Below are 25,396 nucleotides of genomic sequence, written 5' to 3' on the forward strand. Positions count from 1 at the left end.
CTGCGTTCCGCCCGAGGATCATCGTTGTGGACAGCGAAGTTTGTTGCCGCACTGCGCCGTCATCGGTCCAGTGCGATTTCGACGCCGAGCCCTTTGCTTACGACGCGCCGCAATACCAACGCCGCCGTAGCGATGTCCTGGACCGCCACCCCTACCGAGTTGAACAGGGTGATCTCACTTTCCCTAGTGCGCCCAGGACAGACTCCCGCCAGCACTTCTCCTAGTTCAGTTGTCAGGTGCTCCTTGCTGATGACGCCCTCGTGCAGCGCGGTGAGCGTGGCACCCGACTCGGTCAACGCGGTATGCCTGCTGTCCACGACGACGCGGGCGCGCCGCAGGCATTCCGCGTCGATTTCGCGGTGGCGGGGGCGGGGCGGCGCGCCGACCACGTTCAGATGCTGGCCCGCGCGCAGCCAGGTTCCGTGCACGATCGGGTCCACTGACGGGGTGAGCGTGCACACCACGTCGGCGGCCTGGACTGCTTCGGCAGGGGTGTCCGCCACGCGGATTTCGCACCCGGAATCGGCTGTCTCGTCCCGGAACGCCTGTGCGGTCGCGGGATTACGGCTCCAGACCACCACTGTCCTGATCGGACGGACGCAGGAGATGGCCGCCAGGTGCGCTCGCGCCAGTGCACCGGCCCCGATCAAGCCGAGCACTGAGCTGTCCGGATTGGACAGTGCTCTGGTCGCTACCGCTGAAGCCGCCGCGGTGCGGTAGCGGGTGATGACCGCACCGTCCAGCAGGGCTTCGGCGCGGCCGGTCGCGCTGTCGAGCAGGGTGATCGTCGACTGCTGGCGCGGCCTGCCTGCCACCGGATTCCCTGGCAGGTCGGCCAGCAGTTTGACGCCCCCGGCACCGTCCACTGTGGCCGTCATCGGGACGAGAAGCCCGTCGTTGCCGGGGATCGGCGCGCACGAGCGGCCGGGCTGGGTGGCTCCGCCGAGCACGAGCTGGCGGTGCGCGTCCTCGACGGCGTCGATCACCTCGCGCAGGTCGAGGACTGCCTCGACATCCGAACGCGTCACGATGCGAACCATGTCTGCCTCACCGTTCGCCGTTCGCCGGAACCGGCTGGACTGTTTTCCTCGCCGGCGAAAGGATTTCGCGCGCCCGGCGGACGATCGGGGTCTCGTGGTCGACCGGTTTGCCCGCATACAGGGCGGACAAACCAGCCGCGACCGCCGCGTTCACCGCGGCCGCGATCAGTCCGCTGTTGACGACTCCGCCGACCGGAGCCTTGCTGAAGTACAAGAACGCCACGGTGACGCAGCCCGCGATCAGCCCGACAGCCAGCGGGACCGCGCGCAGCTTGCGGAAGAACAGCACGCCGAGCCAGGCCGGCACCAGTTGCGCGGTCAGCGACAGCGCCAGGTTGAGGAACGTCAGCATGATCGAGGACGCGAACGTCGTCAGCGCCGCCGTGCCGACCAGGAATGCCGCCATGATCGGCTTGAGCCTGCCCTGCGCGGCCGCTTGCGAGCGCTTCGGCAGGATGTTGCGGGTGAGCACGCCGCTGAACATCAGCGCGTTGCCCGCCAGCACCAGCACCCCGGCCAGCCCGGCTCCCGCCGCGACGAGGCCCACGATCCAGTCCGGCGCGAGTTCGCGGGTCACCTCGAGAAAGACCGAATCGGCGTTGTGCAGGCCGGGCCTGGTCTGCAGGCCGTAATAGGCGGCGAAGACCAGCAACGGGTACATCAGCATGTACAACGGCATCCAGATCACGGACTTCTTCACCCCGGCCTCGGACCGCGCGGAGAACAGGAACTGCGCGGGCAGCGTGAGGTAGAACTGCAAGGACTGCATGAGAATCGTGGTCATCGCGAAGACCAGCCCGGCGCCGCCGACGGTGGCCAGCCGCGGCGCCGTTTCGACCACGGCGAAAACTCCGGGCACGCCCTTCGCCGCGATCACCGCCGCGATGCCGGCGAGCATGATGCCCAGCAGCATGAACACGTCTTTGACGATCGCGACGAACGCGGTCGAACGCATGCCCGACGCGGCGACGTAGACGAACGCGATGACCCCCGCTCCGACGATCGCCTCCAGGCGGGTGACCGGGATGCCCAGCCCGGTGAGGACCGTCTGCAGCCCGATGAACTGGAAGATCGCCCACGGCACCAGCGCCAGCACGAACGAGACCGCGGTGAGCCGTTCCAGCAGCCGGTTGCGGTAATGGCCGTACATGACGTCGGCGACGGTGACCGCGTCGTACGCCTTGCCCGCGCGCCACACGAGCGGCGCGAGGAAGTAGCCGAGGACGTAGCCCGCCAGGATGTAGCCGATGAACCAGATCCCGTAGGAGGCGCCTTTGGCGTAGATGCCGCCCGGGAAGCCGAGCATGGTGCCGATGCTGTAGATCTCGCCCACAGCGAGGAAAAAGATCAACCGGCTCGGCAACGCCCTCCCGGCGACCAGCGTGGCGACTGCGCCCTTGCCGGTCCCGCCGCGGCGAGCGGCCAGCGCCACCCCGATCGACAACGCCATGACGACGGCGAATACCGCTGCGATCATTCTTCTCCGCCTTCCACTCGCCGGTACTGCGCACGATCGAAGAACCGCCACGACGCCCACAGACAGAGCGTCGTCAGCGGCAGCCAAGCGAACAGCCACGCGAACACCAGTGGTATGCCGAACACGGTGGCGGTGCTCTGACTGCAGAGCGGCACGCCGACGAAGATCGCCAGCCCGGGCAGGCCTAGAGCGATCACGAGAGACCAGCGACTTCCGAGCATGAGACCTCCTGAAGCCTGGGACGGCACCCGCCGGGACGACAGCGGCCGGGTCGGTTGCCCGGCTCCGGATGCGGTGTCCCGGAGGCAATTTGGTATACCAGAACTACGGTAAGAGGACGGCGAGGTCCAGCGACAGGTCCAGTTGTGAGCCAGATCTCAGTGCCAGATGGTAGGCCTGGCTGAGCGTCGCGGACTCGGGCGCGCCTCCGCGCCGACCGTGTGAATGCTCGGCGGCCGTCCGAATATTCCGATTCCCGAAATGCTGCCGCGAGAGTATGGTCCCTCGTCGTCCCAGCCCTCCGGGAGGCTTCTGATGCTCGAAGAAGATTTCGTGCGCGATCTGCGAAAGCTGGCGCATGAGACCGGGCTGGAGGAGGATTCGTTCGAAAGCGGCCATGCTCGCTGGCGCGTATATTCCGCCGCCCTGCGGATTCCTGGCAGAGCCGACCAACTGATCTCAGCGCTAGGCCATGAGCCAGACGAGGCAATCGCTGTTTCGGTTGCCTTGAAGTGCATCGAGGAGCTTCCCGAGCCGCTTCGCGAGATGGTGGCAAGCGCGCTTCCTGTTGGTAATTCACAAGAGTTCGTGAGAGCGCGCATGGCGGACCTGTCGGTGCTCGATGCGCTCGTTTCGCGGCCTGGTGATCAGGTGGAGCCAGCTTCGATGGAGCGCTGGTCGCCGTGGCTGCAGCTGCGGGCCGCGACCTCTTCCTCTCGGCAGCAGGTGCTCGAGTACCTGGCTTCTTCAGGGCGCACGAAACGAATCAGACGGACGGCACTGGCTCGATCGAAGGAATTGAGCAGTTGAGACCAGTGCCGATCGCGCTGATGCGTCAGTCTCCCGCAGCCTGGCGGTAGCCGACGAGACGCAGTGCGTGGTCGTCGTATGCGTACGCCAGCGCGTCCTCCGCGAGGTCGCCGTCCTCCCGGTACCAGACGGAAATGCCCATTCCCATGTCGAGAACCGCGTAAGAAGCCAGCTTCGGCGACCGAGTGTGGAACACCCCGGCCGCGGCGCCTTCTTCGATCAGTTCGCGGAATCCATTCTCGTAGCGGGTTCGCTGTGCCACCACCTGGTCATGCGGTTCCGGTTCCAGGTTACGGATTTCTCGCGTTCCCACGAAGGCTTCGAGCCGTCGCCGGGCGTGGAAACGCACATGGGCGTCCACCGCGCGGCGGAAGCGGTCTACTGCGTCGTCGGTGCTTGCGGTTGCCTGGTCGAAGCCGGTCTGCAGGTCGCGCATCGTGGCGGTCATGATTTCGGCCAGCAGGTGCTGTTTCGAGGGCACGTGCTTGTAGATGCTGGGGCCGCGGATCCCGACGGCGGACCCGATGTCGGCCATCGTCGTCGCGAGGTAACCGCGTTCGGCGAACAGAGCGAGTGCCGCGTCCCGGATCTGGTCGATCCGCTCTTCGGAGCTCATGCTGCCGGGTAGGCGCGCAGGCCCGCCGCGACCAGTTCGGGGACGGCTTGTCCGACGGTGTCGAACCCGTCGCCGACGGTCTGGCCGGCCAGGTGCCGGGCGTGGATCCCTTCGGCGATCACCGCGATCTTGAAGTATCCGAGCGCCAGGTGGAAGTCCAGATCGGACAGATCGCGGCCGGATTCGCGTGCGTAGTACTGCGCCTGGGTTTCCCAGGACGGCAGGCGGTCGTCGGTGGACGCCGCGCCGCCCGGCAGGACCGGGGCGAACGCCGGATCGCGGTAGACGAGGCTCAGCGCCAGGTCGGCGAGCGGGTCGCCGAGCGTGGCCATTTCCCAGTCGACGACTGCCCGTACCTCGGCCGGGCGGCCGGTGCCGAGGATGGCGTTGTCGATGCGGAAGTCGCCATGGACGATGGCGGCGCCGGACTCGGCGGGCACCGCGGCGGAGAGGCGGGCGTGCAGGGTCTGAAGGTCGTCGAGTTCGCGGGTCGCGACCCGTCGCCACTGGTCGGCCCAGCGGTCGACCTGACGCCGGAGATACCCGGCTGGCCTGCCCAGCCCGCTCAGGCCGACCTCGGCATAGGGCACGGCGTGCAGCCGGGCCATGGTCGTCATCAGCGTCTCCGCGATATCGGCGAGTTCGGCGTCGCTGAGCGGGTTCAGGTCGGCCGCGGTGCGCAGTACCGGACCGTCCACATGCGACACGATGGAGAACGGCGTACCAAGCACCGCTGGATCTTCGCACAGGGCAACCGTCCGGGCGACGGGGACGGCGGTGTTCTGCAGGGCGTCGACGACCCGGTACTCGCGACCCATGTCGTGCGCGGACGGCGTCAAGCCGCCCAACGGCGGGCGGCGCAACACCCATCGCACGCCGTCTGCGCGCAGCAGATACGTGAGGTTGGAACGGCCGCCGGACAGCAGTTCCGCTTCCACCGGGCCGGTGAAGCCGGGGACTGTGCGTCGCAGGTATGCCTCGAGCGCGGGTACGTCGAGGCCGACGGGCGAATCAGGCATCCGCGGCCGTCCTCGCCTGCTTAGCCGCGCGCTTGGCGATCGCCCAGCGATGCGTCTCGGACGGGCCGTCGTAGATCCGGAACGGCCGGACCTCCCGCAGGAACCGGGACAGCGGCACATCGCCGGAAACGCCCAGCGAACCGCAGAGCTGCAGCGCGCGGTCGACCGTCCGGTACACCGCCTCGGCGGTGAAGGTCTTGGCGATGGAGACCGATTGCGCCGACGGCTGGTCCAGGTCGATTTCCCAGCACGCCTGCAGGATCAGTGCGCGGGCCGCGGCGATGTCGATCTCGTTGTCGGCGATCATCTGCTGCGCCATGCCCAGTTCGGCCAGTCGGGAACCGAACAGCCGCCGTTCGTTGGCGCGCTCCAGTGCGATGTCCTGTGCCCGGCGGGCGATCCCGAGCCACCGCATGCAATGCGTGAGCCGGGCCGGGCCGAGCCGCACCTGCGCGTACTCGAAGCCCCGGTCGACCTCGCCGAGCACGGCGTCGTCCGGAACGAAGCAGTCGTCGAAGACGAGTTCGCAATGCCCGCCGTACAGCGATTCGTCGAGCGTCTCGATGTGGCGCACCATCCGCATGCCGGGGTTGTCCGCGTCGACGAAGAACATCGTCGCGCCGCCGCGGTCGCCGGGCGCGCCGGACGTCCGGGCCATGCAGATGGCATAAGCAGCACCATCAGCGCCGGTGATGAACCACTTGCGGCCGTTGAGGACCCAGCCGCCCGCCGCCCGCGCCGCGTGGGTGGTCAGCGCGGCGGGATCCGCGCCCGCGCCCGGCGCCGGTTCGGTCATCGCGAAGCACGACCGGACCGCACCGGTCGCCAGCGGGCGGAGGTACCGCTCCCGCTGTTCCGGAGAGGCGATCCGCTCCAGCATGTGCATGTTGCCCTCGTCCGGCGCGGCGATGTTGAGCGCCAGCGGCCCGAGCAGGGAGTAACCGGCTTCCTCGAACACCGGGGCCCGTCCGCGCATGTCCAGCCCGTGGCCGCCGTACTCGGCGCTGACGTGCGGCGCGAAGACGCCGGCGTCCTTGGCGGCCTGCTGCAGCTTGCCGCGCACGGCTTCGCCCTCGTCGCCGGTCAGGACGCCGCTGGACGCTTTCTCCGCGTCCAGGACGGTGTCCTTGACCAGTTGCCTGGTCCGGTCCGCCAGAGCGAGCACCTCGGGGTCCTGCGCGAAATCGACGGCCATGCGGTCCTCCTGGCTAATTGAGGTTAGCTGAGTGAGATCAAGGGCGTTGGTTGTCCGTCAGTGTAAGGCTAACGTACATTAGCCGCTCGCGGCGCCCGTCGCGAGGAAGGCGAAGGAGAGTGGCGTGATGTCGGTACTGGACCTGTTCCGGCTGGACGGCAAAGTCGCGGTGGTGACCGGGGCGAGTTCCGGGCTGGGCGCCGGATTCGCGCTCGCGCTGGCCGACGCGGGGGCGGACCTGGTACTCGCCGCGCGCCGGACCGAACTCCTCGACCGGACGCGCTCCGCGGTGGCCGAACGGGGCAGGCGAGCGCTGGCCGTGGCGACCGACGTGCGCGACCCGCGTCAGTGCGACCGGCTCGTGGAGGCCGCGTTGACGGAGTTCGGGCAGGTCGACGTGCTGGTCAACAACGCGGGCATCGGCACCGCAGTACCCGCGCTGCGCGAAGAGCCGGACGAGTTCCGCAAGGTCATCGACGTCAACCTGAACGGCGCCTACTGGATGGCCCAGGCGTGCGGCCGCGCGATGGGGCCGGGGTCGAGCATCGTGAACGTCGCCAGCGTGCTGGGGCTGATCAAATCCTATGTCCCGCAAGCCGCGTACGCCGCGAGCAAGGCCGGGCTCATCGGCCTGACCCGCGACCTGGCCCAGCAGTGGTCCGGCCGCAGGGGAATTCGCGTCAACGCGCTCGCGCCGGGCTACTTCCAGAGCGAGATGACCGCGGAAGTGCCGAGCGAGGGGCTGACGGAGTTCATCCGCTCCACGAGCCCACTCGCCCGGATGGGAGAACAACACGAACTGGACGCGGCGATGCTTTTCCTCGCGTCACCGGCGTCCGGCTACGTCACCGGCACGACGCTCGCGGTCGACGGCGGAATGTCCATGCACTGACTGCGTCGCGGGGCGACCAGTCGGCGTGCGTACTGGACGCAGCACTCGGCTGTGGGTGTTCCAGGGGCGGCTGACCGCGGATACGTCCGTCTACTGTGGACGGACCTGCCCGGTGGCCGAGGTGCCTGCGGAGATGGCACGCCACGCCCGATGCGGCGGTCCGGGTCCTCCGCTCGCGGACAAGTCAGCCGCGAATTGGTTCTTCGAGGTTCGGCGCATGCGGACAGAGCGCCTTCACCGCCGCCGGCCTCATCAGCCTCGGGCGGGTCTCGACGATATCGGCGTGGCAGGCCGCGCCTTGTGTGAAGGGCGGGCACAATCTCGATGGTGATCACGGAGACTTCCTCGTCGTCAAGGAGCCCGGATCGCGACCGCGCAGCACTGAAGCTGGGTGGGGCAAGATAATCGCGACACGTTGAACCAGCAGGCTAAGGGAGTCTGAGCACCAGATGCCGCACCGCACCGTCCGACTCGCCACCGCTGCCGTCGCCACGATCGGCTTGCTCGCCGCCTCCGCCTGCGGCGGTGAGACCGGCGGGACCGGAGGAACTGCTCAGCCGCCGGCCAGCAGCCCGGCCGACAGCGGCGGCTCGGGGCCCAAGGTTCCGGCCCCTCTGCCTACCAAGGACTTGCTCGCCGATCCGTGCAGCGTGCTCAACGCCGCGGAGGCAGCACAGGTCGGTCTCAAGTATCCCGGCGAGAAGAGCTCCGGCGTGTTGAACGGGTGCCGCTGGACTTCCTCCGGAAGCAACCTGAACTTCGTCAACAACACGCCGATCGAGCAGAACAAGCGCGGGATCAGCGACATCTACGACCAGAAGGCCAAGCAGGCCTACTTCGAACCCACCACGGTCAACGGCTACCCGGCCGTCTTCGCCGGTACCGAGGACAGCCGCTCGAACGGCATCTGCACCCTCTGGGTCGGCGTCACCGACCAGCTCGCCGTCTCGGTCCTGCCGAACATCAGCATGGGTTCGAACAAGAAGGACCCCTGCAGCATCGCGAAGAAGTTCGCCACCGCGATGATCGGACATCTCCAGGGGGCGTCGTGATCGTCACTCGACCTCTGGGCGGGCTCAGGCGGGAAGCTCAGCGTGTCTTGTCCATGTCGTGGCCGGAGGGGATCCAGCGGTTACGCCTTCCGCTCGGCGGCGTCCGGCTTCTGGTTGCCCCGATGCGCTGATTCGACCAGCCCGATTGCCAATCCAGCCCTGTTACGCGCTGGGCGGCTTCGGGTACGAGAAGCGCGGATACCCGCGTTCGCCTCCGCTGATGCGAGAGCGGGAAAGCTGGCTCTTGTCGTCGGAGCGGGCTGGCCCAATGTGGTTGGCGGCTAGGCGGCTTCGTCCGTTGCGGTGGTCTTTGTGGACGGTCGGTACGACGGCGTTACCGGCTGGCGAGCGAGATCGATGCCAAGGGTGAGTTGCCCGGGTGACCGGCGGACTCCGGTCGGTTGGGCCGGCACCTCGGCGGCGCGCAGGTTCTCGGCAGGTCGCGGTGTGCTCGCGGTCAGTGATCGCGGGTGACGGGCGAGGTAGTGGAGTTTGCGGAGATGCCGCTGGACGAGCCCGGCGCGGCGCGCTTCCTCGAAGAGAACTCGGGCTGCTCGGTTCCGTGTTCGCCGGCTGGGACTGGGACGGTCGGACATAGGGGTTCCTGGCGTGGGTGAGCTGGCTGAGGGCAAGATCACGAGTGCGGTTCGACCTGGTTGAGGCGTCGTGATGCCGAGTGACGGCGGGGTGCTTCTGAACGGGCGGGAGTGCCGACTCGGGGCAATGCCTTGCCGGAGACGTCGGATGCGCTTCGACCGCGTCCGGCAAAGGCATGGGCCGGCTGATTTCCGGCCTTCGGCCGGGCCTGGCCAGGGATTCCCCTGACCAGGCCGTTTGTGCCCCCGGCAGGACTCGAACCTGCGACCTAGAGATTAGAAGGCTCTTGCTCTATCCAGCTGAGCTACGAGGGCCCGGGTGGCTGACAGCTGCTGACCTCCAGCATGGGCAGCTTAGTCATCGCCAATCTCTCGATCGTTCGACACCGTCGAATCGTTTCAGCTTCCGTTCGTCGGATTTGCGGGTCTTCGGGGGCGGAATGCCACAGCGTGCGACGGTTCCGGTACGCACTGCGCGGGGGAGCGGCCCGCTGCTGCGGCTGGACTGGGGTTTGTGCAGCTTGCGCACCTGGATCTCCTGAGCGGGGCGGCGGGACGGGGTTCGGGGGCGGGCGGTGCGGCTCGGCAGACTGTGGCGATCTTGTGATGTAAGGCGTCTGACCCGGGCGGGGGCGATTGGGCGGTTCGGCGGTTGCGGTCGGGCTCCAGGGTGTTCGAACGGTGCTGGACCACCTCGGCCCGGCAGGCGGGGGCGCACGAACTCGGACATCACGTCCGCGCACGTCAGGTCGGTGTGCGAGCTCCTGCCGTCAGGTTCCGCGCGGGAATCCTGGCGTCGGGTCGGAGCGCGAACGTCGCTGCCAGGTCCGGGCGACAGGCGGGTCCTGCTGAGAGCAGCGGCCAGCCCGCAGAGCAAGGCAGACCTGCACTCGAACGGGGCCGAACCGCATGGGCCGCGGTGGAGGACAGGGAGCCTCGCCTCCCGCCCCCGGGTCGGGGGCTGGGAGCGGGAGGCGAGGGGCCCGTGGGCGCAGTGGTTCCGGGCTGCGCGCCCACGGGCCTGGGGCCGCTCGGGGGTGCGGCCCCCGGGACAGGCGGCACTAAGGCTGCGAGTCGACTCGGCCTGGAGCGGCCTCGTTCGCCTGGCCCGGTCTCGGGAGGGCGGGGCTTATTCCCACACTTTCAGGGCACGCACCGCGAACGGGGACTGCGGGACGTACGTGCCACCGCCCGGATAGGTGATGAAATCGCCTTCCGTAGAACAGTCTGCTCCTTGGTAGATGGTGACGTCGCGGGTCATCCGGTTGACGAAGGAATGGCCTTGGAATCCCTCGGGCAGGGGAATGCAATCACCCGGATTTGCCGTGCGCAGGTCATAACTCTGCACGCCGCCCGAATAGGTTTCGGTGTCCCACAGGCAGAACTCGCCCGCACCGCAGGCGGGAGCGGGCGGAACGGCCGGGGTGGCTTGGGCCAGGCCGGAAGTGGTCAGGAGACCGGCGGTGACCAGCAGCAATACCCCGGGCAGGCGGGACGCGGCGGCGGGCCGGGAGCGGCGGCCGGGGAACGGCAGGGACGGCAGCAGACGGCGGAACATCGTGGGAACTCCCCCTCAATCGAAGCGATGCCGGGCGAAGGAGCCGGCGGGTATCCCGGGAATCCGGGCATGTCTCCACCTTGGCGGGTTCCCCGCGATTTGTCTGCCCGCATTCCTACGTCTGTGGACAAGTAGTTTCGCGTCACCCGGACGAGACCTAGTTGTCCACAGATCGCCGAGCGGTCTTGCTAAATCGCGGCCGTGCTTTCCCGGACGGCCAGCGAGACCGGTAGCTCGACAGGTGGCGGAACCGGGGCGGCGGCGAGGAGGTCCATCACCAGTTCTCCGGCCACCCGGCCCTTGCCTGCCAGGTCTTGCCGCACGGTGGTGAGGGGTGGTTCAGACCACGCGGCTTGCGGGGTGTCGTCGAAGCCGGCGATCGAGACGTCGGCAGGCACCCGCAGGCCCAGCCGGTGGGCGGCGGCGATCGCGGCGAAGGCCAGCTGGTCGGACATGCACAGCAAGGCTGTCGGACGCGGGGAGGCGGTCAGCAGGTCTGTCGCGGCGGCGCGGGCGGTCGAGGCGGAGAGCCACGGGGCTTCGGTGATGGTGACGTCGGTGATTCCGGCGGCGGCCAGCGTGTCGAGGTATCCGGCGAGACGTTCGCGGGTGCCGTGGAAAGGGCTGGTCACCGCGGAAAGACGCGGGGCGGCCAGGATTCCGAAGCGGCGATGGCCGAGCTCCACTAAATGGCGGGCGGCCAACGAAGCGCCGCCGCGGTCGTCGCAGCCGACTCGGGCCGTGTCGGGGAGGGGCGGCTGGTCGATGACCACCAGCGGCAAACCCCGGGTCCGCACGGCTTCCAGCGCGGGAGTGCCGTCGGCGAGGGAGTACGCCACGGCGATATCCGCTTGTGCGGCCAGCACTCGCGACGCGGGCGGGCCTTCCTGGGCCTCGCGGCCGGGCAGCAGCAACAGCGCGTTCCCGGTGGGTTCCACGGTTTTCGCGAGCGCGTCCAGGGTGATCGACAGCGCGGGGTCGGAGAAGGCCGCCGACAGCGACGAATCCAGCAGGAAAGCGATCGCGCCGGTGCGGCTCGTGGCGAGGCTGCGGGCGGTCGGGTTCGGGCCGGGGTAACCGAGTTCACCCGCCACCCGCAGAATCTGCTCCCGCAACTGCGCCGACAGCTGGTCAGGCCGGTTGTAGGCGTTCGACACAGTGGCGCGCGACACCCCGACCGCCTCCGCGACGTCGTCCAGCGTAGGGCGGCGGCGACGGCTGCTGGTCATCGGCGGAGCATAGAGGAAAGCGTTGCCGTGCACCGGATTCCGTCCGGCAACCCGCCTCGACCAGCGCAAACACCGCAAGCGAGCGTTCCGGCGCGAAACCCGGCGAGCGCCCCGCCCCGCGCACCGCCGCGCGCGCGACCGGCCTACTCTCGTACCGTGAGCTCGGAACCTGTGACGAAACCCGCCCCGAACCGCGGCCGCAAGACGAGCGTGCTCCCGCTGCTTTCGGTCGGAGTCGTGCTCGGCGCGGTCGTCGCGGTCGGGCTCGTCGCGCTCACCGGCGGCGCGGGCTACGTCATCGCCGGGCTGCCGGACCCGGGACTCGTCACCCGCTACGGCGTCACGGTGGTCCGGGTGCTCGCCGAAGCGGCGTCGGTCGTGTGCGTCGGCGCCTTGCTGCTGGCCGCTTTCCTCGTGCCGCCCCAGAAATCCGGCACGCTCGCGCCCGAGGGGTACGCCGCGGTCCGCACCGCCGGGATCGCCGCGTGGGTGTGGTTCGCCGCCTCGATCCTGTCCGTCGCCTTCACCGCCGCGGACAGCGCGGGCAAGCCGTTCGGCGACGTCCTGTCCCCGGACACCCTGCTGAGCCTCGTCGGCGCGATCGAACAGCCCAAGGCGTGGCTGTGGACGGCGCTGATCGCGATCCTGCTCGCCCTCGGCTGCCGCCTGGTGCTCAGCTGGGGCTGGACGGCGGTGCTGTTCTTCCTGTCCGTCGCCGGGCTCGTCCCGGTCGCGGTCACCGGGCACTCGGCCAGCGGCGGTTCGCACGACCTGGCCACCAACAGCCTCCTGTTCCACCTCGTCGCGGCCGCGCTGTGGGTCGGCGGCCTGCTCGCCGTGCTCGCGCTCGGCTGGCGCCGCGGCAAGAACCTCAGCCTCGCCGCGCAGCGGTTCTCCAAGCTCGCGCTGGTCTGCTGGATCGTGATGGCGGTGTCCGGCATCGTCAACGCGCTGGTCCGGATCAACCTCGGCGACCTCTTCACCACCGACTACGGCCTGCTCGTCGTCGCCAAGATCGTCGCGCTGCTGCTGCTCGGCGTCTTCGGCCAGCAGCAGCGCAGCCGCGGCGTCGCGAACCTCGTCGACGGCAAGGGCGGCAGCCAGTTGCTGCGGCTCGCCGCCGTCGAGGTGCTGATCATGTTCGTCACCATCGGCATCGCGTCCGGTCTCGCCCGCACGCCGCCGCCGGCCGACGCGGTCACCCAGCCGGGCACCGTCGAACTCCTCATCGGCTACGACCTCCAGGGCCCGCCGACGTTCTGGCGGCTGCTCACCGACTGGCGGTTCGATCTGATCTACGGCACCCTCGCGATCGTTCTCGCCGGGCTCTACCTGGCCGGCGTGCGGCGGCTGCGCAAGCGCGGCGACACCTGGCCGGTCGGCCGGACCGTCGCGTGGCTCGCCGGCTGCCTGGTGATCCTGCTGGCCACCTCGTCGGGCATCGGCCGGTACGCGCCCGCGATGTTCAGCGTGCACATGGGCACGCACATGCTGATGTCGATGGTCGCGCCGGTCCTGCTGGTGCTCGGCGGCCCGGTCACGCTTGCCCTGCGCGCGCTCCCGCCAGCCGGCCGCGAAGCGCCTCCCGGACCGCGCGAATGGCTGCTGGCCGCCGTCCATTCGCCGGTTTCGCGGTTCCTGACCAACCCGATCGTCGCCCTGCTGCTCTTCGTCGGGTCGTTCTACGCGCTGTACTTCTCCGGCCTCTTCGACAGCGCGCTCAACTACCACTGGGCGCACCTGGCGATGAACGCGCACTTCCTGCTCGTCGGCTACGTCTTCTACTGGCCGGTGATCGGCGTCGACCCGGCACCGCGGCGGCTGCCGCCGATCGGGAAGCTCGGGATGATGTTCGGCGCCATGCCGTTCCACGCGTTCTTCGGCGTGATCCTGATGAACATGCAGACCGTGATCGGCCGCGAGTTCTACACGGCGCTGAAGCTGCCGTGGGTCGGCGACCTGCTGACCGACCAGCGCCTCGGCGGCGGCATCGCGTGGGCTTCGGGCGAGGTGCCGGTGCTGCTCGTGCTGATCGCGCTGCTGGTGCAGTGGGCCCGCCAGGACGAGCGCGAGGCGAAGCGGCGCGACCGGCGCGAGGAGACCACCGGCGGCGAAGAACTCGCCGCCTACAACGCGATGCTGAAGAACCTCGCCGAGGGCAAACGGGCGGAATGACTCCCCGGATTTGATATCGCCGGAGTGAGGACGACCTGACCCTCGGTAGCGCGGTGGTAACCGCCGTCAGGCCGCCGGAGGAGCCACTCTACGATCGGTGGCATGGCCGAGTTCATCTACACCATGAAGAAGGTGCGCAAGACCGTCGGGGACAAGGTGATCCTCGACGACGTGAGCACCGCGTTCTACCCCGGAGCCAAGATCGGCGTCGTGGGCCCGAACGGCGCCGGCAAGTCGACCGTTCTCAAGATCATGGCGGGGATCGAGCAGGCCAGCAACGGCGAGGCTTTCCTGCAGCCGGGCGCGAGCGTCGGCATCCTCATGCAGGAGCCGGAGCTGAACGAGGAGAAGACCGTCCGGCAGAACGTCGAGGAGGGCCTCGGCGAGACCAAGCAGAAGCTCGACCGCTACAACGAGATCGCCGAGCTGATGGCGACCGACTACAGCGACGCGCTGATGGAGGAGATGGGCCAGCTCCAGGAGGAGCTGGACCACGCCGACGCGTGGGAGCTCGACTCGACCGTCGAGCAGGCGATGGACGCGCTGCGCTGCCCGCCGCCGGACGAGCCGGTCACCCACCTCTCCGGCGGCGAGCGCCGCCGCGTCGCGCTGTGCAAGCTGCTGCTCTCCGCGCCCGACCTGCTGCTGCTCGACGAGCCCACCAACCACCTGGACGCCGAAAGCGTGCTGTGGCTGGAGCAGTTCCTGGCCACCTACAAGGGCGCCGTCCTCGCCGTCACCCACGACCGGTACTTCCTGGACAACGTCGCCGAGTGGATCATGGAGCTCGACCGCGGCCGCGTCGTCGGCTACGAGGGCAACTACTCCACCTACCTGGAGAAGAAGCGCGAGCGGCTCGAGGTCCAGGGCAAGAAGGACGCCAAGCTGGCCAAGCGGCTCAAGAGCGAGCTGGAATGGGTGCGGTCCAACGCCAAGGCGCGCCAGACCAAGTCCCGTTCGCGGCTCGACCGCTACGAGGAGATGGCCGCGGAGGCGGACAAGCACCGCAAGCTCGACTTCGAGGAGATCCAGATCCCGCCGGGCCCGCGGCTGGGCAGCGTCGTGGTCGAGGTCGAGAAGCTGCGCAAGGGCTTCGACGACCGGGTGCTCATCGACGGGCTCTCCTTCGACCTGCCGCGCAACGGCATCGTCGGCGTGATCGGCCCGAACGGCGTCGGCAAGACCACGCTGTTCAAGACCATCGTCGGGCTCGAGGAGCCGGACGGCGGCTCGGTCAAGATCGGCGAGACGGTCAAACTGTCCTATGTGGACCAGAGCCGCGGCGGGATCGACCCCAAGAAGACCGTGTGGGAGGTCGTGTCGGACAAGCTCGACTACATCCACGTCGGGCAGACCGAAATGCCTTCGCGCGCTTACGTGAGCGCGTTCGGCTTCAAGGGCCCGGACCAGCAGAAGCCGGCCGGCGTGCTGTCCGGCGGCGAGCGCAACCGGCTCAACCTCGCGCTGACGCTCAAAGAGGGCGGGAACCTGATCCTGCTGGACGAGCCGACGAACGACCTGGACGTCGAAACGCTGGGCTCGCTGGAGAACGCGCTCGAGCAGTTCCCCGGCTGCGCCGTCGTGATCTCCCACGACCGGTGGTTCCTCGACCGGGTCGCGACGCACATCCTCGCCTGGGAAGGCACCGACGAGGACCCGGCGAAGTGGTTCTGGTTCGAGGGCAACTTCGAGGGCTACGAGAAGAACAAGGTCGAGCGCCTCGGCGCCGAAGCGGCTCGTCCGCACCGGGTCACCCACCGCAAGTTGAAGCGCGACTGACCGGCGCGGGGGTCCCGAGTGGAAACCAGCAGGCACAACCGGCCCAGCCCGTCCGCGACCGCGGACGGGCGGCCCGCCGTTGCCAGTGGCGGGACCCTCGCCGACCTCGGTCGGCTCATCGACCGGGCGGAATCGCTCCGCTTCCGGGCGCCCGAGCTTTCGCTGGTCCTCGGCGAACGCTCGGCCGCGCTCGCGGAGGCGGCGGGCGCGGACGGGCACTGGATCCGGGCGGAAGCGCTCGTGGTGTCCGCGCGCGTGCGGACCGGGGCGCGGACGTCCACGGTCGGCCGCGCGGTCGCGGCTTTGCGCGCGGCCGAGCACGCCGGGTACGCCACGACGGCGGCGCGGCTGCGCGTCGACCTCGCGGTGTGCTCGCGCAGCCTCGGCGTTCCGCTGATGGGGCTGGCCGCGCTGCGGCCGGTGCTGTCCGAGGACGTGCCGCCGTCGCTGCGCGCGGAAGCGCTGTGCCATCTCGTCGGGTGCCTCGCCCCGTTCGGCCGGAAGGCGGAACTGGACCGCGTGCTCGTCGAGGCGGACCGGCTGCTGGTGGCCGACGATTCGCTCGACGCGGACGACCGGCTGCTGATGCGGGCGTTGCTGCGCAACGGGACCGCGGCGCACCGGCGCCGGCACGGCGACCTCACCGCGGCCGCGGACGCCGCGCGGACCGGGCTCGGGTTCCTGGAGAAGATGGACCGGCCCGGCGACGACGGCGGTCTCGTCCGGATCCGGCTCGTGCTGCAGCTGGTCAGCACGCTGCTCGACCGCGGCGACGCGGACATGGCTTACGACATCGCCGAACCCGTGCTGCGGGAGCCGGTCCGGGCCGCCGGGGTCGCGCCCGCGGCGTGGCTGCGGCTGGCGGTGGCGACGCGCATTCACCTGCCTTCCGGCGCCGGTGACGCCGCTGCCGAACTGGTGGGGGAGGCCGTCGCGGCCACCGACCGGCACGGGCTCGCGGCGGTCACCGCGCGGCTGTGGCTGGAGCTGGCGCAGATCGAGGAACGGTTCGGCAGCGCGGAAGAGGCCATCGGATGCCTGCACCGCGCGCGGGCCGCGGAACACGTGCACGCGCGGGCCCGGCGCCAGGCGTGCGGGCTGATCGCGGGCGAGCTGGGCGCCGAGTCGGTCGCGTCGATGGACCTCGACGACGTCCTCGCCGCGTCCGCCCCGCGCGACGGCCGCCCGGTGTCGATGGAGGTCGAGCCGAGGGTCGCGGCCGAGGAGACCTCGGTGATGCCGGCGATCCGGGACGTCCCCGCCGAGCGGCCGGACCCGGTCGCGGCTCCGCTGCCGGTCGTTCCGGCGCAGGTCGAGGTGCCCGCGGCGCCGGTTTCGGCCGCGGCGTGGGTCGAGGCGGGGGAGAAGAAGCCGGCGTGGTCGTTCCGGCGGGCCGCGGCGGAGACGGAGGTCGAGCAGACTTCGGTGCTCCCGGCGATCCGGGAAGAGGCCGAGGAGGCTCCGCGGACCGGCGGACGGCGGCGGGCCGAGGACCGCAAGTCGCCGGTGCTGCCGGGATGGGCGCGGCCGTTCGGGCGGAAGAGCGCCGACGCGCCCGCGCCGCGGAAGCGGGCGGCTGCGGAGCCGGTCAGCCGGACGGAGGCTTCGCGAGCGGCGTCGGGACGTCCGGCGGAGGTCGCCGAGAGCGCTGGGGCACGGCCTGCCGAGGTCGCTGAGGCCACGCCGGGTCGTCGCCGGGCGGAGACGGCGCAGCCTGCCGAGGAGACCGCGGTGCGCTGGCCGGAGAAGCCGCCTGCCGCGCGTCGGTCGGCGGAGGACGCGCCCGCTCGTCGGGAAGAGAAGACGAAGTCCGAGGAGCCGGTGCGGGCGGCCGCTGAAACGCGGCCCGAGACTCCTCGGCGCGCCGCGGAAGCGCAGGCTCCGGCCGAGGAGGCACCGCGGTTCTCGCTGCGGATGCCGGATCTGTCGGACATCCTGCCGGAGCTTCCGCTCGCCCCGGCTCCCGCGGACGAGCCCGCCGCGCCGTTGTGGGAAAGCGCCGAGTGGGCCAAGGAGGAAGCGGCCCGCCGCGACACCCGCGGCCGCAAGACCCGGCACGACGCCGAACACGGCTCGGTCGCCGCGAAGTCCGTGCTGGACCGGCTGGGCATCACCGCGAGCGGCGGAGGCGGCGGACGGCGCCGGGCCGACGAGCCCGGACGTTCCGAATCCGCCGAGGCGGAACCGGAACCCGCGGCGAAGGACAAGGCGAAGGACAAGCCGGAGCTGGCCCCCGCGCCGCGTCCGGAGGAACCGGAGCCTGCCGAGGAGCCCTGGCTGCCGCGGCTGCGGATGCCGCCGGCGCTGGACCCGCTGTCCGACATCGACGCGTGGACGCCGTCGGAGCAGCCGTTCCCGGAGGGCTACGCGCGAGCCATCGCGGAGGACGAACCGCCGCCGGACGCCGGACTCGCCGAACTGCTCGCCCGCGCCCTCGCCGAACACCAGGCGGGCACCGCGAGCGCGGCCGCGCTGGTGAAACGCCTCGGCCCGAACGACGAGCCGAAGCCGATCAACGGCCGCGCGACCGCGGACCGCCACCGCAACAACGGCGACTGACGCGCGCCGGAAAGTTCTTGCACCGCACGGGAAACGCTGGCCCGGCCGGGCAGATTCCGCAGCGGGACAACGATTCACGCGGACGCGACCTCGAGTGGTCCGTGAAGGACTCCTTGAGGGAATCAGATTCCCTCAAGGAGTCCTTCACGGACCGCTGTGGGAGGGCAGCCTGCTGGCGGAAAACCTCGCCGACGCGGAGAATCCCGCGGCTCCGGCATCGAGAGGTACGTGAGGGCCACCCTCACGTACCTCTGCGGGAGCACTCCGCGCCGGAGCGGAAGATCGTCCCGTTTTCCGCGCTGCGCCAAGCGGTTTTCCCACTCACTGGTTGGACGCGCCGCGACGAAGCAGCACAAGCTGCCCCGTCCGCCATCTGCGGACACCTCGCGGGCGCCCCATCCTGAAACCCCGGCTCCCTCCGCAGCAACGGAAGAATTAGCCCGTACGGGTGGGAATTCTCGCAGGGGAGGGACGCAACCTTTTCCGTTCCCGCCGCGGGCGATACGGGCACTGAACCGATCCCGAAGCGGCCGCCGCGGCCGCGAAACCGGCGCTCCGGCCTCGTGCCAAGCCTTTTGCCGGAAACCGCCCGTGCCGAACCCGCCGGTAGCTGAACCGATCCCGCGCGAGCGCGGCGCCGGGGACCCCTGAAACGAACCTTAAGTCTTTCCCCGCCGCGCACAGGGGCGTCTCCGGGCGGATTAGGGTGAGGGATGTCCGGCACGTTGTGGTGACGGACGCATCTCGGTCTCGCATACTGGAGAGTTGCTCAATGAGCTCGACGGGAGTTTCGTCCCCGCCCGATGTCGGCACCGAAGCCGGCGCCGCCCGCCGCACGACAGCCAGCCCGGAGCAGATCCGGGACGAGCTGATCGACACCGCCGCGGCGCAGGCGCCGGAGATCGCGGACCTGATCCGCTTGTACTACCGGCACATCCCGGCCGACGAGATCGTCGGCGACGATCCGGTAGCGCTCGTCGGCGCGGTGCGGTCGCACCTGCAGCTGGCGAAGCAGCGCATGCCCGGGCGCCCGGCGGTCCGGCTGCTGAACCCGACCACCGCCGAGGACGGCTGGACGCGCGACGCGACCGTCGTGCAGGTCGTCACCGACGACATGCCCTACCTCGTGGACAGCGTCACCGCGGAGTTCGCCCGCGACGGCGTGCAGGTGCAGCGCATCGTGCACCCGATCGTCGTGGTGAGCCGCGGCCTGACCGGCGAGCTGGAGGGCCTGCACCTCGACGCCGACCCGGCCGATCCGCCGGCTGGCGCGTCCGCGGAATCGTGGATGCTGGTGGAGATCGACCTCGTCACCGACCCGCAGCGGGCCCGCGAGCTGGACAACCGGCTGACGTCGGTGCTCGGCGACGTGCGCGAGGTCGTCGAGGACGCCGAGAAGATGGCGCAGACGGCCTGCTCGCTCGCGGAAACGCTGGAGCAGCACCCGCCGAAGCTGCCCAGCGACGACGAAGTCACCGAGGGCGCGCGCCTGCTGCGCTGGCTCGCCGACGGCCATTTCACCTTCCTCGGCTACCGCAAGTACGAGCTGGTCGACAGCCCGCAGCCGGACAGCGACGAGCCCGCCCTGCGCGCGGTTCTCGCGTCCGGGCTGGGCGTGCTGCGCCAGGACAGCCTCGCCGCGCGCAGCCTCACCGCGGGCCCGGACAGCTCGGTCGACGCGCTCGCGCCGTCGCTGCTCGTGCTCACCCAGGCCAGCGCGCCGAGCACCGTGCACCGTCCGGTTTATCCGTATTACGTCGGCGTGAAGACGTTCGACGAGCACGGCAAGGTCTCCGGCGAGCACCGGTTCCTCGGCATGTTCACCACCACCGCGCTGCACGAGAACGTGCTCGACATCCCGGTGGTCGGCCAGCGCGTGCGCGAGGTGATCCACCGCGCCGGGTTCCCGATGGAGTCGTTCTCCGGCCAGCGGATGCTGGAGGTCCTGCAGAACTGGCCGCGCGCGGACCTGTTCTCCGCGGACACCGATTCGCTCTTCTACACCACCACCGGCGCGATCACCCTGTCCGACCGCCGCAGGCTGCGGCTGTTCCTGCGCCGCGACCCGTACGGCCGCTTCTACTCCTGCCTCGTCTACCTCCCGCGCGACCGCTACACCACGCGCTCGCGGCTGGCGATGCAGGAAGTGCTGCTGGAAGAACTCGAAGGCACGCAGCTGGAGTACAGCGCGCGCGTCGGCGAAACGCTGCTGGCCCAGGTGCACTTCATGGTGCACACCGACCCGTCGAACGCCCTCGAGCCGGACACCCTGCGGATCCAGGAACGCCTGAACACCGTTGTCCGCAGCTGGGACGACCGGCTGGTCGAGGCGATCATCGCCGAACGCCGCGAGCGCGTCGGCGACGGCGGCCCGATCGGGATGATGGGCGAGGAGTCCGCGGTCGACCGGGGCCAGCGCTTCGGCGCGGTGTTCCCCGAGGCGTACAAGGAAGACTTCACCGCCGAGGACGCGCTGGCCGACCTGGCCAAGCTCGACACCCTCGCGGACGAGGGCGACCTCGCGCTGTCGTTCTACCTGCCCGCCGACGCCGAACCCGGCGAGCGGCGGTTCAAGCTCTACCTGCGCGGCGAGGGCGTCACCCTGTCCAAGGTGCTGCCGGTGCTGCAGGCGATGGGCGTCGAGGTGGTGGACGAGCGGCCGTACGAGCTGTTCCGCGAGGACGGCGGGGCCAGCTGGATCTACGACTTCGGCCTGCGCGTCGACAAGAAGGGCCTCGAAGAAGCCGACGAGGCGGCGGCGGTCGAGGTGCGCGAGCGGTTCCAGGACGCGTTCCACGCGGCGTGGCGCGGCGACGCCGAGGTCGACGGCCTCAACGGGCTCGTCCTGCGCGCCGGGCTCACCTGGCGCCAGGCCGCGGTGCTGCGGGCGTACTCGCGTTACCTGCAGCAGGCGCGCAGCCCGTTCTCCCAGTCCTACATCCAGAACACGGTCGTCAAGCACACCGAGGTCGCGACGAAACTGGTGCGGCTCTTCGAAACCCGCTGCGACCCGCAACTGTCCGATGTGGACCGGAAGACGCACGAGGAATCGCTGACCGCCGAGATCTCCTCGATGGTCGACGAGGTCACGAGCCTCGACGAGGACCGGATCCTGCGCCGGATGCTCGCGGTCATCAACGCGACCCTGCGCACGAACTACCACGTGCGCGACGCCGACGGGAACCCGCGGCCGTACCTGGCGCTCAAGCTCGACCCGAGCGGCGTGCCGGAGCTGCCCGAGCCGCACCCGAAGTACGAGATCTTCGTGTACTCGCCGCGCGTCGAGGGCGTGCACCTGCGGTTCGGCGAGGTCGCCCGCGGCGGCCTGCGCTGGTCGGACCGGCAGGAGGACTTCCGCACCGAAATCCTGGGCCTGGTCAAGGCGCAGGCGGTGAAGAACGCGGTGATCGTGCCGGTCGGCGCGAAGGGCGGCTTCGTGGTGAAGCGCCCGCCGCGGCCCACCGGCGACGCCGGGGTCGACCGCGACGCCCAGCTCGCCGAGGGCATCTCCTGCTACCGGATGTTCATCTCCGGCCTGCTGGACCTCACCGACAACCGCGTCGAGGGCGAGACCGTGCCCGCGCCGAACGTGGTGCGCCACGACGCCGACGACAGCTACCTGGTCGTCGCGGCGGACAAGGGCACCGCGAAGTTCTCCGACATCGCCAACGAAGTCTCGGCGCAATACGGCTTCTGGCTGGGCGACGCGTTCGCCTCCGGCGGTTCGGTCGGCTACGACCACAAGGCCATGGGCATCACCGCCAAGGGCGCGTGGGAGAGCGTGAAGCGGCACTTCCGCGAGCTGGGCAAGGACACCCAGACCGAGGACTTCACGGTCGTCGGCATCGGCGACATGATGGGCGACGTCTTCGGCAACGGGATGCTGCTGTCCAAGCACATCCGGCTGGTCGCGGCGTTCAACCACATGCACGTCTTCCTCGACCCGAACCCGGACGCCGCGTCGTCCTACGCGGAGCGGCGGCGGCTGTTCGACCTGCCGCGCAGTTCGTGGGACGACTACGACCGTTCGCTGATCAGCGAGGGCGGCGGGATCTACCCGCGGTCGGCCAAGACCATCCCGATCACCCCGCAGGTCCGCGAGGCGCTCGGCCTCGACGAGGGCGTCACGAAGCTCGCGCCGATGGACCTGATCCAGGCGATCCTGCTGGCCCCGGTCGAACTGCTGTGGAACGGCGGCATCGGCACCTACGTCAAGGCCGAGAGCGAAAGCCAGGCCGCGGCGGGCGACAAGGCCAACGACGCGATCCGCGTCAACGGCAACCAGCTGCGCGTGAAGGTCGTCGGCGAGGGCGGCAACCTGGGCCTGACCCAGCTCGGCCGCATCGAATTCGCCCGCGCCGGCGGCAAGATCAACACCGACGCGCTCGACAACTCGGCCGGCGTCGACTGCTCCGACCACGAGGTCAACATCAAGATCCTGCTGGACCACCTGGTGGCGGGCGGCGAGCTGGAGCACGCGCGGCGCAACGAGCTGCTCGGCGAGATGACCGACGAGGTCGGCTCGCTCGTGCTCGCGGACAACTACCGGCAGAACGCGGTGCTCGGCGTCAGCCGGGCGCACGCCGGGCCGATGGTGTCGGTGCACGCGCGGCAGGTGTCCGCGCTGGTCGCGAAGGGCGCGTTCGACCGCAAGCTGGAGGCGCTGCCGACCCCGTCGCAGTTCCGCGCGCTGGAGAAGGCGGGCGAGGGCCTGACCTCGCCGGAACTGGCGACGCTGCTCGCGCACGTGAAGCTCGACCTCAAGGACGAGCTGCTCGCCTCCGACCTGCCCGAGTCCGAGGTGTTCACCCGCAGGCTGCCGGAGTACTTCCCGGCCCCGCTGCGGGAGCGGTTCGCCGCGGCGATCGCGCAGCACCCGCTGCGCCGCCAGATCATCACCACGCTCATCACCAACGAGCTGGTCGACGGCGGCGGCATCTCGTTCGTCTACCGCCTGATGGAGGAGATGAACGCGACCGCCACCGACGCGGTGCGCGCGTACGCGGTGGTCACGCACGTCTACGACCTGCCGAAGCTGTGGGCCGAGATCGACGCGCTGGACAACGTGGTGCCGACCGAAGTCGCGGACGGGATGGTGCTGGAGACGCGGCGGCTGCTCGACCGGGCCGCGCGCTGGTTCCTCACCAACCGCCCGCAGCCGCTCGCGCCGCTGGCCGAGATCAACCGGTTCGGCCCGGTGCTCGCGGAACTCGGCCCGAAGCTGGGCGAGCTGCTGCGCGGGCGCGAGCTGGAGTCGGTGGAGCAGGACGCGGCCGCGCTGGTCGACCAGGGCGTGCCCGCCGACCTCGCCCGCCGGGTGGCGCTGCTGCTGCACAGCTACGGCCTGCTCGACGTGGTCGAGGTGGCGGAGCTGGCCGAGCAGCAGGTCGGGCTCGACGCGACGCACACCCCGGCGGACACCGCCGAGCTGTACTACGCGCTGTCGGACCACCTGGACATCGACAAGATGCTCACCGAGATCAGCGCGCTGGAACGCGGCAACCGCTGGCACGCCCTCGCCCGGCTCTCGCTGCGCGACGACGTGTACGGTTCCCTGCGCGCGATCGCGCTCGACGCACTGCGGCACAGCGACCAGGACCTGTCCGTCGACGAGCAGATCGAGCAATGGGAGAAGGCCAACGCGTCGCGGCTTTCGCGGGCGCGCGTGGCGCTGGACGAGATCACCCGTTCCGGGCGGCTCGACCTCGCGACGCTGTCCGTGGCCGCGCGCCAGATCCGGAGCACGGTGCGGTGACATTCGTTTCCCACGTCCAGCCGCGATGGTCGGACATGGACGTGTACGGGCACGTCAACCACGCGAACGTGGTGACGCTGCTCGAAGAGGCCCGGGTGCCTGTGCTGTTCGGCGAAGCCGAGCGCGCGGGGCTCACCGAACTGCCGAAGGGCGTCGTGGTCGTGAAGCTCGGGGTGCACTACCGCGCGCCGATCGTCGCGGCGCCCGGCCGCTCGGTGCGCGTGGAGATCACGCTCACCGAGCTGAAGGCCTCGACGGTGACGCTCGGGTACGTCGTGCGGACCGGTCCGGACGCGACCGATCCGGTCGCGGTCACCGCCGAGACCGTGCTGGCCCCGTACGACACGGCCAACCTCCGGCCGCGCCGGCTCAGCGACGAGGAATCCGAATTCCTCAAGCGGGTGCTGGCCGATGCCTGAGCTGCGGATTCCCGATCCGGGCGACCGGGAGACGCTCAGCGCGTTCGTGGCCCGCGCGGTGCGGCTGGACGGCACGACCGCCGTCCGGCTGCGCCGCCGGGGCGACGACGTCGTCGAGGCGTGGACGGCCACGCCGTTCGAGGTCCTCGCGACCCGCGCGGTGGCGGGGACGGTGACGCCGTCGGACGTCACGGTGTCCGGCAACGAACTGCTCGCGGCGCTCGCCGTCGCGGGCGGCGAGGTGATGGACCCGGGCCCGGCGCGCGACCTGCTGTGGCACGCCGAGCTGCCGGTGTCCGACCGGTGGCAGAAGGTCGACGAGCTGCCGGTCGACGTGGTGTCGGACCTGGCCGACCGCGGCGTCGCGCTCGCCCGCGACAACGCCGGGCCGCACGGCACGCCGCCCGCCTCGCTGATGGACCAGGCGGTGCTGACCGTCACCGGGGGAGACCTCGAGGTCAAGGTCCAGATGCGGTGCCTGTTCGCGCTGTCCGGGATGGGGCTGTTCGATTCGTCGATCGACGGCGACGTGGTCCGGGTGACCGCCACTGATTCGTGGCTGCGCCTCGACGCCCGTTACGGTGCGGTGCTGAAGCGGCGCCAAGCGTTGCTGCCGCTGCTGTTCTGACGATTCTGCTGGCGGGAGCCGTCCGGCGATGTCATCGTGAACCGCATGACCGAACCGGACGGCGACCCGACCGCGGACTTCCTCGCCGAGGTCCGGCCCGAGGAGACGCCATGGCGCACCGACCGGCCCGCGGACGCCGATCCCGCGCCGGAAGCCGAACCCGCGCCAGGGCGTGCGCGGTCGGTGGTGCGCGCGGTCGGCGAGGCCGCGCCGTACGTCCAGGCGGGGTTGTTCGCCGCGTGGGTGGCGACGTCGATCGCGGAGTCGGCCGACGGCGGCGATTTCGGCGGCCAATCGGGCTGAACCCGGCTGTCCTCAGTGGACAGTGTGCCGGGCGGATCGCCACGTCGAGCAAGGATTTCTCCTGCGGACGCGGCC

At 70.2% G+C, this 25,396-nt stretch carries 18 protein-coding genes and 1 tRNA gene; 10 read left to right on the forward strand and 9 right to left on the reverse strand.

The features are described from left to right. Positions 1 to 59 precede the first annotated feature (59 nt). Genes WA670_RS19750 through WA670_RS19760 form a run of 3 tightly spaced genes read right to left on the reverse strand, consistent with a single transcriptional unit; the run spans position 60 to position 2,738 of the window. Positions 60 to 1,028, reverse strand: coding sequence for an ornithine cyclodeaminase family protein (locus WA670_RS19750; protein WP_336158481.1), 969 nt, complete (start codon positions 1,026 to 1,028; stop codon positions 60 to 62). A 19-nt stretch (positions 1,029 to 1,047) separates the two neighbouring features. Beyond that, the gene (locus tag WA670_RS19755) at positions 1,048 to 2,517 is read right to left on the reverse strand and encodes a sodium:solute symporter family protein (protein WP_275294720.1); all 1,470 of its coding nucleotides are present in this window, start codon (positions 2,515 to 2,517) and stop codon (positions 1,048 to 1,050) included. Next, on the reverse strand, positions 2,514 to 2,738 hold the full coding sequence (locus WA670_RS19760) for a DUF3311 domain-containing protein (protein ID WP_037814089.1): 225 nt from the start codon (positions 2,736 to 2,738) through the stop codon (positions 2,514 to 2,516). Before WA670_RS19760 ends, WA670_RS19755 begins: the two co-directional genes overlap by 4 nt. Positions 2,739 to 3,051: 313 nt before the next feature. On the opposite strand from WA670_RS19760, the gene WA670_RS19765 reads away from it, so the two are divergent. Next, complete coding sequence (locus WA670_RS19765; RefSeq protein WP_336158482.1) at positions 3,052 to 3,546, forward strand: hypothetical protein; 495 nt, start codon at positions 3,052 to 3,054, stop codon at positions 3,544 to 3,546. Positions 3,547 to 3,571: 25 nt separating this feature from the next. Here the strand turns inward: WA670_RS19765 and WA670_RS19770 are convergent, their stop codons facing one another. The 3 genes from WA670_RS19770 to WA670_RS19780 are packed head-to-tail and all read right to left on the reverse strand — an operon-like array spanning position 3,572 to position 6,376. Then, entirely contained in the window at positions 3,572 to 4,162 is a 591-nt protein-coding gene (locus WA670_RS19770) for a TetR/AcrR family transcriptional regulator (protein ID WP_336158483.1), read from the reverse strand. Beyond that, the gene (locus tag WA670_RS19775) at positions 4,159 to 5,181 is read right to left on the reverse strand and encodes a phosphotransferase family protein (RefSeq protein WP_336158484.1); all 1,023 of its coding nucleotides are present in this window, start codon (positions 5,179 to 5,181) and stop codon (positions 4,159 to 4,161) included. The genes WA670_RS19770 and WA670_RS19775 overlap by 4 nt, the downstream gene beginning before the upstream one ends. After that, positions 5,174 to 6,376, reverse strand: coding sequence for an acyl-CoA dehydrogenase family protein (locus tag WA670_RS19780; RefSeq protein ID WP_336158485.1), 1,203 nt, complete (start codon positions 6,374 to 6,376; stop codon positions 5,174 to 5,176). Before WA670_RS19780 ends, WA670_RS19775 begins: the two co-directional genes overlap by 8 nt. 127 nt (positions 6,377 to 6,503) lie before the next feature. On the opposite strand from WA670_RS19780, the gene WA670_RS19785 reads away from it, so the two are divergent. Next, positions 6,504 to 7,268 carry an SDR family NAD(P)-dependent oxidoreductase gene (locus WA670_RS19785; RefSeq protein ID WP_336158486.1) on the forward strand — a complete coding sequence of 255 codons (765 nt, stop codon included), beginning with the start codon at positions 6,504 to 6,506 and terminating at the stop codon, positions 7,266 to 7,268. Between the two features lie 449 nt (positions 7,269 to 7,717). Then, entirely contained in the window at positions 7,718 to 8,320 is a 603-nt protein-coding gene (locus WA670_RS19790) for a DUF3558 domain-containing protein (protein WP_043831439.1), read from the forward strand. An 837-nt stretch (positions 8,321 to 9,157) separates the two neighbouring features. Here WA670_RS19790 and WA670_RS19795 read toward each other — a convergent pair. The 3 genes from WA670_RS19795 to WA670_RS19805 all read right to left on the reverse strand — a co-directional run bounded on the left by WA670_RS19795 (position 9,158) and on the right by WA670_RS19805 (position 11,703). Next, positions 9,158 to 9,231 (reverse strand) — tRNA-Arg (locus WA670_RS19795). An 814-nt stretch (positions 9,232 to 10,045) separates the two neighbouring features. Then, a complete protein-coding gene (locus tag WA670_RS19800) occupies positions 10,046 to 10,474 on the reverse strand; it encodes a peptidase inhibitor family I36 protein (protein ID WP_336158487.1) in 429 nt (142 codons plus the stop codon). 188 nt (positions 10,475 to 10,662) lie between these two features. Beyond that, positions 10,663 to 11,703, reverse strand: coding sequence for a LacI family DNA-binding transcriptional regulator (locus WA670_RS19805; protein WP_336158488.1), 1,041 nt, complete (start codon positions 11,701 to 11,703; stop codon positions 10,663 to 10,665). Between the two features lie 156 nt (positions 11,704 to 11,859). Between WA670_RS19805 and WA670_RS19810 the strand changes: the two genes are divergently transcribed. The 7 genes from WA670_RS19810 to WA670_RS19840 all read left to right on the forward strand — a co-directional run bounded on the left by WA670_RS19810 (position 11,860) and on the right by WA670_RS19840 (position 25,321). After that, positions 11,860 to 13,878 (forward strand): cytochrome c oxidase assembly protein, encoded by a 2,019-nt coding sequence (locus WA670_RS19810; RefSeq protein ID WP_336158489.1) that lies wholly within the window; start codon positions 11,860 to 11,862, stop codon positions 13,876 to 13,878. Between the two features lie 102 nt (positions 13,879 to 13,980). Next, positions 13,981 to 15,657 carry an energy-dependent translational throttle protein EttA gene (ettA, locus tag WA670_RS19815; RefSeq protein WP_037814074.1) on the forward strand — a complete coding sequence of 559 codons (1,677 nt, stop codon included), beginning with the start codon at positions 13,981 to 13,983 and terminating at the stop codon, positions 15,655 to 15,657. 18 nt (positions 15,658 to 15,675) lie between these two features. Next, the gene (locus WA670_RS19820) at positions 15,676 to 18,216 is read left to right on the forward strand and encodes a hypothetical protein (RefSeq protein ID WP_336158490.1); all 2,541 of its coding nucleotides are present in this window, start codon (positions 15,676 to 15,678) and stop codon (positions 18,214 to 18,216) included. A gap of 772 nt (positions 18,217 to 18,988) precedes the next feature. Continuing rightward, positions 18,989 to 23,971: an NAD-glutamate dehydrogenase gene (locus tag WA670_RS19825; protein ID WP_336158491.1), complete on the forward strand. Its 4,983-nt coding sequence runs from the start codon at positions 18,989 to 18,991 to the stop codon at positions 23,969 to 23,971. Further along, the gene (locus WA670_RS19830; protein ID WP_037814068.1) at positions 23,968 to 24,390 is read left to right on the forward strand and encodes an acyl-CoA thioesterase; all 423 of its coding nucleotides are present in this window, start codon (positions 23,968 to 23,970) and stop codon (positions 24,388 to 24,390) included. The genes WA670_RS19825 and WA670_RS19830 overlap by 4 nt, the downstream gene beginning before the upstream one ends. Beyond that, the gene (locus tag WA670_RS19835; RefSeq protein ID WP_336158492.1) at positions 24,383 to 25,018 is read left to right on the forward strand and encodes a hypothetical protein; all 636 of its coding nucleotides are present in this window, start codon (positions 24,383 to 24,385) and stop codon (positions 25,016 to 25,018) included. Before WA670_RS19830 ends, WA670_RS19835 begins: the two co-directional genes overlap by 8 nt. A 45-nt stretch (positions 25,019 to 25,063) precedes the next feature. Continuing rightward, entirely contained in the window at positions 25,064 to 25,321 is a 258-nt protein-coding gene (locus WA670_RS19840; RefSeq protein ID WP_037814249.1) for a hypothetical protein, read from the forward strand. The last annotated feature ends 75 nt before the right edge of the window (positions 25,322 to 25,396 follow it).

Origin of the sequence: Amycolatopsis sp. VC5-11 (assembly GCF_037034185.1) — a bacterium.
Lineage (GTDB): Bacteria > Actinomycetota > Actinomycetes > Mycobacteriales > Pseudonocardiaceae > Amycolatopsis > Amycolatopsis nivea.